The sequence below is a fragment of the Pseudomonas sp. MWU16-30317 genome (genome assembly GCF_020515695.1).
Classification (GTDB): domain Bacteria; phylum Pseudomonadota; class Gammaproteobacteria; order Pseudomonadales; family Pseudomonadaceae; genus Aquipseudomonas.
This window is the reverse complement of sequence record NZ_JAIWJA010000016.1, coordinates 62,183-73,109: the sequence shown is the minus strand read 5'-3', so window position 1 is coordinate 73,109 and position 10,927 is coordinate 62,183. Positions and strand designations below refer to the sequence as shown.

Below are 10,927 nucleotides of genomic sequence, written 5' to 3'. Positions count from 1 at the left end.
GTCATTGGCGGGCCTGGCGGCGACAGCACTGACGCCTTCGCGGGCAAGCCTCGCTCCCACAGTGTAAACGCGCCTGAGCCTTACACCTGTGGGAGCACAGCTTGCTGGCGAAGGGGCCGGCATGGCTTGCGCAAAAACACAGAGCCTCCCGCCGTGCTAACCGCCCCAAGCCCCACACCTGTGGGAGCACAGCTTGCTGGCGAAGGGGCCGGCATGGCTTGCGCAAAAACACAGAATCTCCCGCCGTGCTAACCGCCCCAAGCCCCACACCTGTGGGAGCACAGCTTGCTGGCGAAGGGGCCGGCATGGCTCGCGCAAAAAAACAGAATCTCCCTCCGTGCAAACTGCGCCTGAGTCATACAGCTTTGGACGCAAGCGTGCGCGTTTGGCGGCGAAGAACCCCTCGAATACGATGTATATCGTCAGGCGCTTTAATGGCCGCTCGCAACACCCCGTACGAAATTTCCCCAGCATACCTACCCGCGTAACCAGCAAAATCCTAAGCCTCTAAACAATGGACGCAACGGAATGCCCACACGCTATGAATCAAAAAAATTACGCAAAGGTCGTTACAGCGAGACCGGCCGTCAATATCTGATTACCTTGGTGACAGCGAATCGTGAACGGTTATTCACATCGTGGCGCCTGGCCTATCCAGTTATCGACGCCTTCAAACGCGCTCAGCAAGATGCAGATGTCGAATCCCTATGCTGGGTCGTCATGCCTGATCATCTTCACTGGCTGATCGAACTTAAGCACCCTCGACTTGCTCACGTGCTAGGCCGTATGAAGTCGCGCTCGACCGTCGTAATGAATCGCCTTTTGAATCGCACGGGGCCGATCTGGCAGAAAGGGTTTCATGATCGAGCGCTGCGCCGCGAAGAGGATGTGAAGAAAGTCGCGCGCTACATCGTGGCCAATCCAGTAAGAGCGGGCTTGGTGGAAAAGATCGATGATTATCCAATGTGGGATGCTGTCTGGCTTTGAGGCAAGCCTTCGAATCCATGCCGCAAGGCCTGACCACATCGCGGGCCAGCTTTGCTTCCACATGCCGACCTCATACGCCTTGGGACATTCTATGGTTTTGGGCAAGCTGTACCGGCCTCTTCGCCAGCAAGCTGTGCTCCCACAGAGTTGGTTGAGCTATCGTGATACACCTGTGGGAGGGTGCGCGTTCGGCGGCGAGGAGCCCTCAGATCCACCCACCCCACTGCAGGATGAACACACCGATATTGGTGGTCACCGCCGCCGCGACCGTGGTGATCACCACGATGGCGGCCGCCAGTTGGTGATTGCCCTTAGCCTCGCGGGCCATGATGTAGCTGGACGAAGCCGTGGGCGCGGCGAAATACAGGAACAGAATGCCCAGATCGGCACCGCGGAATCCGCACAGCCAGGCGCCCAAGGTGCCAATGAACGGCAAACCGACCATCTTCACCAGGCTGGCACTGATTGCCAGTCGGCTGCTTTCGCGCAGCGATGCCAGCGACAAGGTGCCGCCCACGCAAATCAGCGCCAGCGGCAAGGTCATGTTGCCCAGGCTCTGCGCCGAGCCCTCGAGCCAGCGCGGCAAACCGATCTGCCAGTAGGCGAAGGGGATGGCGGCCAGCACGCTGATGATCAACGGATTGCGCACAATGCTGACGAACAGGCTCCACGGATCGGACTTCATGGCCGGGCTGTAGATGGCCAGAATGATCGACGACAAGGCGTTGTAGAACAGAATCACCAGGCCGGCGAGCACCGCGCCCATCGAGATACCGTAGGCGCCGTACATGCTGGCCGCCAGCGCCAGGCCGATGATGCCGTTGTTACCGCGAAAAGCCCCCTGCACGTAAACCCCGCGGTCGACCTTGGGGCAGCGCCAGATCGCCCAGCCCCACGCTGCGAAGAAACTCAGCAGCGTCGCCACGATGAAATAGATCAGCACCGCAGGGCGCAACGCCGTGCGCAAATCGGCGTGGAGGATGCCGAGGAACAGCAGCGCCGGCATGGTGACGTTGAAGACCAGGCCAGAGGCGACACGGATGAAGTTGTCGTCGATCCACTCGATGCGCTTGAGCATCAGACCCAGAAACAGCATGACGAACACCGGAGCGGTGATGGCGAGCGTCTGCAGAAAGATTGCCAGCATGCGGAGGGGGACCTGTTGCCTGTCGTTAGCGAGCTATCATAGCCAGCCGACCATAAAAAAGCGCGCTCATGGCGCGCTTCGGTGCTGCGCGAGGCAGCCAATAGGTGAGGTCAGGACCGGGGGCTTGTGGCCAGGTGATCCGTCTTGCAGCGATACGAATCCCTGTGGGACCGGGCTCTGCGCGGGCAGAGCTCGCTCCCACAGGGGAACAGCGTTACGGCTTACTGCGGACCCATCTTGTCCATCAGGGCGGCGAGCATTTCGTACTCTTCGCCGGTCAGGTCGGTCAGCGGGGTGCGCACCGGGCCTGCGTCGTAGCCAGCGATCTTGGCGCCCGCCTTGACGATGCTGACAGCGTAGCCCGACTTGCGGTTACGGATGTCCAGGTACGGCAGGAAGAAATCGTCGATCAGCTTGCCAACGGTTTCGTGATCATCCTTGGCAATCGCGTGGTAGAAGTCCATCGCGGTTTTCGGGATGAAGTTGAACACGGCCGACGAGTAGACCGGCACGCCCAGCGCCTTGTAGGCAGCGGCGTAGACTTCAGCGGTCGGCAAGCCGCCCAGGTAGCTGAAGCGATCGCCCAGACGGCGGCGGATCGAGACCATCAGCTCGATATCGCCCAGGCCATCCTTGTAGCCGATCAGGTTGGGGCAACGCTCGGCCAGGCGCTCCAGCAGCGGAGCAGTCAGGCGGCAGACGTTACGGTTGTAGACGATCACACCGATCTTGACCGATTTGCACACGGCTTCGACGTGAGCGGCAACGCCGTCCTGGCTGGCTTCAGTCAGGTAGTGCGGCAGCAGCAGCAGGCCTTTTGCACCCAGGCGCTCGGCTTCTTGAGCGTATTCGATGGCCTGGCGGGTCGAACCGCCGACACCGGCAAGGATTGGCACGCTGGTGGCGCAAGTGTCGACCGCAGTCTTGATGACTTCCGAGTACTCGCTGGCCGCAAGGGAGAAGAACTCACCGGTACCGCCGGCGGCGAACAGCGCGCTGGCGCCGTACGGGGCGAGCCACTCGAGGCGCTTGATGTAGCCAGCCTTGTGGAAGTCGCCTTGGGCATTGAAGTCGGTGACCGGGAAAGACAGCAGACCGGACGAGAGGATGGACTTGAGTTCTTGTGGAGTCATTGTTCGAACACCCTTGAAAGTACTGTGATGAAAGACATGGGCTTCAGCACCCATTGCCGAAGTCGTACGTCATCGTACAACCATAAATGGAAAGCCTCAAGGGGGGTGTTACATAAATTTATGGGGGAGCTACGATCCCTGTGGAAGCGGGCTCTGCCCGCGAACCTTTTCAGGCTTTTAAAGCGCTAAAGGCTTCGCGGGCAGAGCCCGCTCGCACAAAGGTCAAACGGAGAATCAGCTGGGAGCTTTCTCGGCTTCTTCATGGGCCTGACGCAACCGTTCGCGGCTATTGGTCAGGTGCAGACGCATGGCCGCACGGGCTGCATCCGGGTCCTGGCGGGCGATGGCATCGAAGATTTCCTCGTGCTCGCGACTCAGGCGGGTCATGTAGTGCTGCTGGTCATCATGGGCCAGACGCGCCGAATTGAGCCGCGTGCGGGGAATGATGCTGGTACCCAGGTGGGTCATGATGTCGGTGAAATAGCGGTTGCCCGTGGACAACGCGATGTGCAAGTGGAACTGGAAGTCCGAAGCCACGGCATCGCGGGCATGGGCCGCGCTGTCGTTGAGCGCATCGAGGGCCGTGCGCATGGCCTGCAATTGCTCATCGGTGCGACGCGTGGCCGCGAGACCTGCCGATTCCACCTCCAGGCTGATGCGCAATTCCAGCACCGCCAGCACGTCGCGCAGAGTGACGATGGTCGCTGGATCGATGCGGAAGCCACTGGGGCTCGGCGTATCGAGCACGAAGGTACCGATGCCATGGCGGGTTTCTACCTGACCGGCCGCCTGCAGCCGTGAAATCGCTTCACGGACCACGGTACGGCTGACGCCCTGCTCTTCCATGATCGCCGACTCCGTCGGCAACTTGTCGCCACGCTTGAGCTCACCACTGCGGATGCGCTCGGACAGGACGGTGACCAGCTCCTGAGCGAGGCTGCGAGGTTTGCGGCGGGCGCGAGGTTGGGCGCTCTGGTTATCCATGGTTCTGCTTATCCGTTGTTGCCATCGGGCGGTGACATAAGTTTGATTTCGCCATAATAGCGCATCGCGGTTGTACGACTACAGTTGACTTGAGCATGGATGTTTCAAACCATGGCCGGTCCCTGCGCCTGCAACTGCCCGGACTCGATCCGCACCCGACGCGGGTGGAACCGATCGAGGCTGCTGCGATGGCCCACGCTGACGATGCTCAAACCGGGCAACTGCGCCATGAGGCCTTCATACAGCGCGGCCTCGTCCTCTTCGTCCATGGCCGACGTCGCCTCGTCCATGAACAGCCACTGCGGCTTGAACAACAAGGCGCGGGCAAACGCCAGCCGCTGCTGCTCGCCCGGCGACAGCAGGCTCTGCCAGTGCTGCTCCTCGTCAAGCCGGGGAATCAGCTGTTCGAGGCGGCAATCGGTGAGTGCCTGTGCATAACTCTCTTCGCCGTACGCGTCCCCCTCCTGTGGATAACTGAGCGCTTCACGCAGGGTACCGATCGGCAGGTAGGGTTTTTGCGGCAAGAACAGCAAGCGCCCCTCGGGGAGGCGAATGGTCCCGCCACCTTCAGGCCACAGCTCGCCCATGGCGCGTAGCAGGCTGCTTTTGCCGCTGCCGGAGCGGCCGCTGATCATCACCCGTTCGCCAGGCGCAACGGTCATGGCGGCGCCGCTGAGCAGATGACGAGTGGTACCCAGATCGAGATCCAGCCGCTCTACTACCAGGGCATTGCCGCCGTGCTGCACGTCGATGGCCGGGCTGCGTTGCTCGTTCTCATCCATCGCCGAGCGAAAACTCAAGAGACGATTACAGGTCGCGGTCCAACTGGCCAGCGCCGCAAAGGAATCGATGAACCAGCTCATGTTCTCCTGCACGTTGCCAAACGCCGAGCTGATCTGCATCAGCCCGCCCAGCTCGATCTTGCCGGTGAAGTAGCGTGGCGCCGCGACGATGAACGGAAAGATCGTCGAGATCTGACCATAGCCAGCGGTAAAGAACGTCAGGCGCTTGGTGACCCGCATCAGCGACCAGTAGTTACTCCAGATATCGCTGAAGCGCTTGCCGAGGTGGCGCTTTTCGTTGGCCTCACCCTGGTAAAGCGCAATGCTTTCAGCGTTCTCGCGTACGCGCATCATGGAGAAACGCAAATCGGCTTCATAGCGTTGTTGCAGGTAGTTGAGCGGAATCAAATGGCGGCCGATCAAATGCGTCAGCCAGCTGCCGACTACGGCATACAGCAGTGCACACCAGAACATGTAGCCGGGGATATTGATGCCGAACACTTCGATATCGCCCGACACGCCCCACAGAATCACTGAGAACGATACCAGGCTGACCACATTGCGCAGCAGGCCGATGCTCAGGCTGAGGGTATCGGAGGTGAAGTTGTTGAGGTCTTCACTGATGCGTTGGTCAGGGTTGTCGGTATAGGGGTGGCGTTCGAGGTGGTAGTAGTTCTTGTGATCCAGCCAGCGCTTGAAATGCTGTTCGGTGAGCCAGCGACGCCAGCGCAGGGTGAGCATCTGGGTCAGATACAGGCGATACACCGCGCCTAGAATGGCGACCGTGGCAATGCCGCCAAAGTTGAGGATCAGCCGCCAAAACTCGGTGGAGTTCTTTTCCTGCAGGGCGTTATAGAAGTCCTTGTACCAGCTGTTCAACCATACCGAGATGCCGACGCTGAACAGCGACAGGGCAATTACCGCAATCAGCAGCGCCCAGGCCTTGCCCTTCTCTTCACTGCGCCAGTAAGGCGTTACCAGCTGCCAGACTTTGCGAAAAAAATGACGGTGCACGACGGAGTTGATCGCCGCAGTTTCTGCGTTTCGATTCATATTCAGGCTCGGTTACCAGAAAGCCAGCCGCAGCGACCCGTCCTGGGCGCCCGGGCTGCACGGGATAGCGTAGGGCAGGCGCTCAGCGCCGAACCGGGCGTTTCTGCAATTTGCGCTGCAGGGTGCGGCGGTGCATGCCCAGCGCACGGGCGGTGGCCGAGATATTGCCCTCATGCTCACCCAGTACGCGCTGGATATGCTCCCACTGCAGGCGGTCGACGGACATGGGGTTGTCGGGCACCAGGTTGTCGAGGTCGGCGTGTTCGGTCAGCAACGCGGCCAGCACGTCGTCGGCATCGGCCGGCTTGCACAGGTAGTTGCAGGCGCCGCGTTTGATTGCCTCGACGGCAGTGGCGATGCTGGAATAGCCCGTGAGGATGACCACGCGCATCTCTGGATCGAGTTCCAGCAGCTTGGGCAGCAGCACCAGGCCGGAATCGCCTTCCATCTTCAAGTCCAGCGCGGCAAAGTCAGGCAGATCATCCTTGGCGATCTCCAGCCCTTCGTCAGCGGAACCGGCGGTGCTTACCCGGAAGCCGCGGCGGCTCATGGCGCGGGCCATGACGCGGGTAAAGGTGGCATCGTCATCGACCAGCAGCAGGTGCGGCAGCTCTTCGCTTTCGACCTGGTTTTCATCACTCATGTCTATCTCCTCGGGCGTCACGGGGCAGGCGCAGCTCGGTCAATGTGCCGCCCTCTTCATGACTATAGAGTTTTACCGAGCCGCCTGCGCGAGTCACGCTGGCCTTGCTCAGAAAAAGGCCCAGGCCGAAGCCCTTGCCTCCTTTGGTGGTCAGGAAAGGTTTACCTATTTGTTCGGCAATTGCTACCGGGACACCGGGCCCGCGGTCGCGAATATGGATGAAGATGTTTTCATCGTCCCAATCGACCTTGACAGCGAGGTCGTCGGGGCAGGCATCGGCGGCGTTGTTGAGCAGGTTCAACAGCGCCTGGGTCAGGTCCGGCGCGGGCGCCAGGGTCGGCACGGCGCCTTGCCCCAGGCGCGTGAAGCGATAAGTGGCCTCGGGGCGCATCAGGTGCCAGCGGTTGAGCGCTTCGTCGAGCCAGAAGGTCACTTCCTGCTCGACCACGGCCTGGCGTCGGTTGGCCTCGGCGGCACGCACCAGCTGCTGCAACGTCTCTTTGCAGAGCTTGACCTGATCCTGAAGGATCGACAGGTCTTCCTGCAGCGCGGGGTCGGGGTGATCCTGGCGCATTTCCTTGAGCAGCACGCTCATGGTCGACAGCGGCGTGCCCAGTTCGTGGGCGGCGCCGGCGGCTTCGGTGGCCACTGCCAGCAATTGCTGGTCGCGCAGGCCCTCTTCGCGGCGTTCGGCACGCAGTTGCTCCTGACGGCGCAGCTCTTCGGCCATTTTCGCGGCGAAGAAGGTGATCACTGCTGCGGCCAGGGCGAAACTCAGCCACATGCCGTAGATCTGCATGCTTTCGCGGCCGATCACGGTCGGTTCCAGCGGGTGGAAGCTGACCAGCATGAAGGTGTAACAGGCCAGCGCGACGCCCGTGAGAATCAGCGAATACACCCAGCGCAGGGTGACGGCGGCGATGGTCAACGGCACCAGATAGTAGGAGACGAACGGGTTGGTCGAGCCGCCCGAATAGTAGAGCAGCGCACTGTGGATCAACAGATCGCAGGCGAGCTGCACGGCATATTCGAGCTCGGTGACCGGCAACGAGGTGCGCAGCCGCAAGGCCGTCAGCAGGCACAGGCCCATGGAGCAACCCAGGGTCACGCTCAGCGCCAGCCAGGGCAGCGGCAGCAAATGAGTCAGGTAGGCGAACCCCACCGAACCGGCTTGCGCGGCCAGCACCAGGATGCGTACGAAGGTCAGGCGCCAGAGATTCTGACGGGTAGCGGACAGTGGTAATACGGGGGCGAGCATGAGCTCTCCTGATGAGTGCTCCACGTGGATCGGCAAGTATAACCAAATCGCGCCGCTGACGACCGACGATGCGGCAAACGGCCACATCCTCAGGGACACACGGCGCCCCCTGTAGGGAGCAGGCTTGCGCGGGGTGGGACAATTTTGCTGACGAGGGCTGAACCTGCCCCTCACCTTTGAACTCTGTTTGGCATACCCTTGCACCCCACCAAACGACAACAAGGAGTGACTGCCCATGCTTCGCACGACCCCATTGATCCTCGGCGCCAGCCTGCTGATCAGCCTGCCCGCGCTGGCCGACGAGCCGCACTACAACCAGATATCCCTGCGCGCCGAAGTCAGCCAGGAAGTCCCGCGCGACCTCATGCAGGTCACCCTCTATACCGAAGCCCAGGACGCCGACGCCGGCAAACTCGCCGGCCAGATCAGCGAAACCCTCAACAAGGCGCTGGCCGAAGCCCGGCAGGTCAAGGCCGTGACCATTCGCCAGGGCAGCCGCAACAGCTACCCCATCTATGACGACAAGGGCCAGGCCATCACCGGCTGGCGCGAGCGCGCCGAGCTGCGCCTCGAAAGCGCCGACTTCCCGGCCCTGTCCAAGCTCACTGGCGAACTGCTGACGCAACTGAAAATGGGCGGCATGGACTTCAGCATTGCCCCGGCCACGCGCAAGGCCAGCGAAGATGCGCTGCTCAAGGACGCCGTTGCGGCCTTCAAGGCGCGCGCGCAGCTGGCCACGGATGCCTTGGGTGGCAAAAGCTACAAGGTGGTCAACCTCAACCTTAACAGTGCCGGTTATCCACAGCCTTTCGCCCGCGCGCCGATGATGATGAAAGCCGCCCGCGCCAGCGACGCCGTGACCCCGGATGTCGAAGCCGGCACCAGCGATGTCAGCGTCAATGCTGACGGTACGATTGAAGTGCAGATGCCGTAAGGTGACTGCACCGGCCCCTTCGCCAGCAAGCTGCGCTCCCACACGGTAGGAGCAAGGCTTGCCCGCGAAAGCGCACCGGCCCCTTCGCCAGCAAGCTGTGCTCCCACACGGTAGGAGCAAGGCTTGCCCGCGAAAGCGCACCGGCCCCTTCGCCAGCAAGCTGTGCTCCCACACGGTAGGAGCAAGGCTTGCCCGCGAAAGCGCACCGGCCCCTTCGCCAGCAGGCTGCGCTCCCACACGGTGGGAGCAAGGCTTGCCCGCGAAAGCGCCATCCGCAACAACGGCAATGGTCCTGACTCCCGGAGAACCCGCAATGCTCAAACCCCTGCTTCTGACCACCGCCCTGCTCGCCTGCGCTCCTCTGGCCCAGGCGGCCAGCACCCTGGTCTATTGCTCCGAAGCCAGCCCCGCCGGCTTCGACCCCAGCCAGTACACCAGCGGCACCGACTTCGACGCCTCGGCCGAAACCGTCTTCAACCGCCTAACCCAGTTCAAGCGCGGCGGCACCGAGGTAGAACCCGGCCTGGCCACGCGCTGGGACGTGGCCCCGGACGGCCTCACCTACACCTTCCATCTGCGCTCGGGCGTCAAGTTCCACACCACCGACTACTTCACCCCCAGCCGCGATTTCGATGCCGACGACGTGCTGTTCACCTTCCGTCGCCTGCTCGACCCCAATCACCCGTTCCGCAAGGCCTACCCGTCGGAGTCCCCGTACTTCGGCGACATGGACCTCAACACCACCATCGCCTCGGTCGACAAGACCGACGCTCAGACCGTGGTGTTCAAGCTCAACCATATCGACGCCGCGTTCATCCAGAACCTGGCCATGAGCTTCGCGTCCATTCAATCCGCCGAATACGCCGACCAGCTGCTCAAGGAAGGCAAGGCCGAAGACATCAACCAGAAGCCGATCGGCACCGGCCCCTTCGTGTTCAAGCGCTACCAGAAGGACACGCAGATCCGCTACACGGCCAACAAGAGCTACTGGAAACCCGAGGACGTGAAGATCGACAACCTGATCTTCTCGATCAACACCGACCCAGCCGTGCGCCTGCAGAAACTCAAGGCCGGTGAATGCCAGGTCAGCGGCTACCCGCGCCCCAGCGACATCACCCTGATGGAGCAGGACCCGAACCTTAAAGTGCTGCATCAACCGGGCTTCAACCTGGGCTTCCTGGCCTATAACGTCACCCACAAGCCGCTGGATCAGCTAAAAGTGCGTCAGGCACTGGACATGGCCATCGACAAGCCGGCGATCATCAAGGCGGTATACGGCCAGGCGGGGCAACTGGCGAGCAATGCCCTGCCGCCGGGCCAGTGGTCCTTTGACCCGAGCATAAAGGACGCGCCCTATAATCCGGACAAGGCCAAGGCCCTGCTCAAGGAGGCCGGCGTCGCCCCCGGCACCGAGATCAACCTGTGGGCCATGACGGTGCAGCGCGCCTCCAACCCCAATGCGCGGATGTCGGCACAGATGATCCAGAGCGACTGGGCCAAGATCGGCATCAAGGCCAATATCGTCAGCTACGAGTGGGGCGAGTACATCAAGCGCGCCAAGGCCGGCGAGCACGATGCGATGATCTACGGCTGGACCGGCGACAACGGCGACCCCGACAACTGGCTCGGCGTGCTCTACAGCTGTGCGGCGGTCAAGGGCAGCAACTACGCCAAATGGTGCGACCCTGCCTACGACAAACTCATCCAGCAGGCCAAGACCACCAGCGATCGCGACACCCGCATTCGCCTGTATCAGCAGGCCCAGCAGATCCTCAAGGCGCAGGTGCCGATTACCCCGATCGCCAACTCGGTGGTCTACCAGCCAATGCGCAAAGAGGTCCAGGACTTCAAGATCAGCCCCTTCGGTCTGACGCCTTTCTACGGTGTCAGCGTGCGGCCTTGAGCCTCGGCGCCCCATTTCAGAGCCTTCGGCTTCGAGATGGGGCGCCACGCCGGGTAAATGACACCAACTCGTCTTTACTTGAACATACAAGATTGTAATTAGT

Annotated in this window: 9 protein-coding genes; 3 read left to right on the top strand and 6 right to left on the bottom strand. The window is 61.7% G+C overall.

Going from position 1 to position 10,927, the window contains the following annotated elements; translation table 11 throughout:
* Positions 1-528: 528 nt before the first annotated feature.
* On the top strand, positions 529-987 hold the full coding sequence (locus tag LIX93_RS28705) for a transposase (RefSeq protein ID WP_226507410.1): 459 nt from the start codon (positions 529-531) through the stop codon (positions 985-987).
* A gap of 205 nt (positions 988-1,192) precedes the next feature.
* Here the strand turns inward: LIX93_RS28705 and LIX93_RS28700 are convergent, their stop codons facing one another.
* From LIX93_RS28700 to LIX93_RS28675, 6 genes are all read right to left on the bottom strand, one after another.
* The gene (locus LIX93_RS28700; protein ID WP_226507409.1) at positions 1,193-2,134 is read right to left on the bottom strand and encodes an AEC family transporter; all 942 of its coding nucleotides are present in this window, start codon (positions 2,132-2,134) and stop codon (positions 1,193-1,195) included.
* Between the two features lie 221 nt (positions 2,135-2,355).
* Positions 2,356-3,267 (bottom strand): 5-dehydro-4-deoxyglucarate dehydratase, encoded by a 912-nt coding sequence (kdgD, locus tag LIX93_RS28695; protein WP_226507408.1) that lies wholly within the window; start codon positions 3,265-3,267, stop codon positions 2,356-2,358.
* Positions 3,268-3,501: 234 nt separating this feature from the next.
* On the bottom strand, positions 3,502-4,251 hold the full coding sequence (locus LIX93_RS28690; protein ID WP_226507407.1) for a FadR/GntR family transcriptional regulator: 750 nt from the start codon (positions 4,249-4,251) through the stop codon (positions 3,502-3,504).
* Between the two features lie 104 nt (positions 4,252-4,355).
* Positions 4,356-6,086, bottom strand: coding sequence for an ABC transporter ATP-binding protein/permease (locus LIX93_RS28685; RefSeq protein WP_226507406.1), 1,731 nt, complete (start codon positions 6,084-6,086; stop codon positions 4,356-4,358).
* A gap of 82 nt (positions 6,087-6,168) precedes the next feature.
* Positions 6,169-6,729, bottom strand: a complete 561-nt coding sequence (locus tag LIX93_RS28680; protein WP_226507405.1) for a response regulator transcription factor — start codon at positions 6,727-6,729, stop codon at positions 6,169-6,171.
* Positions 6,722-7,987, bottom strand: coding sequence for an ATP-binding protein (locus tag LIX93_RS28675; protein WP_226507404.1), 1,266 nt, complete (start codon positions 7,985-7,987; stop codon positions 6,722-6,724). Before LIX93_RS28675 ends, LIX93_RS28680 begins: the two co-directional genes overlap by 8 nt.
* 235 nt (positions 7,988-8,222) lie before the next feature.
* Here LIX93_RS28675 and LIX93_RS28670 point away from each other — a divergent pair, with 235 nt between their 5' ends.
* Complete coding sequence (locus LIX93_RS28670) at positions 8,223-8,921, top strand: SIMPL domain-containing protein (protein WP_226507403.1); 699 nt, start codon at positions 8,223-8,225, stop codon at positions 8,919-8,921.
* Positions 8,922-9,234: 313 nt separating this feature from the next.
* On the top strand, positions 9,235-10,824 hold the full coding sequence (locus LIX93_RS28665; RefSeq protein ID WP_275948763.1) for an ABC transporter substrate-binding protein: 1,590 nt from the start codon (positions 9,235-9,237) through the stop codon (positions 10,822-10,824).
* Positions 10,825-10,927 lie beyond the last annotated feature (103 nt).

Coding starts and splice junctions, on each gene's coding strand:
- LIX93_RS28705 (WP_226507410.1), top strand. CDS start 529: ATGCCCACACGCTATGAATCAAAAAAATTACGCAAAGGTCGTTACAGC.
- LIX93_RS28700 (WP_226507409.1), bottom strand. CDS start 2,134: ATGCTGGCAATCTTTCTGCAGACGCTCGCCATCACCGCTCCGGTGTTC.
- kdgD (WP_226507408.1), bottom strand. CDS start 3,267: ATGACTCCACAAGAACTCAAGTCCATCCTCTCGTCCGGTCTGCTGTCT.
- LIX93_RS28690 (WP_226507407.1), bottom strand. CDS start 4,251: ATGGATAACCAGAGCGCCCAACCTCGCGCCCGCCGCAAACCTCGCAGC.
- LIX93_RS28685 (WP_226507406.1), bottom strand. CDS start 6,086: ATGAATCGAAACGCAGAAACTGCGGCGATCAACTCCGTCGTGCACCGT.
- LIX93_RS28680 (WP_226507405.1), bottom strand. CDS start 6,729: ATGAGTGATGAAAACCAGGTCGAAAGCGAAGAGCTGCCGCACCTGCTG.
- LIX93_RS28675 (WP_226507404.1), bottom strand. CDS start 7,987: ATGCTCGCCCCCGTATTACCACTGTCCGCTACCCGTCAGAATCTCTGG.
- LIX93_RS28670 (WP_226507403.1), top strand. CDS start 8,223: ATGCTTCGCACGACCCCATTGATCCTCGGCGCCAGCCTGCTGATCAGC.
- LIX93_RS28665 (WP_275948763.1), top strand. CDS start 9,235: ATGCTCAAACCCCTGCTTCTGACCACCGCCCTGCTCGCCTGCGCTCCT.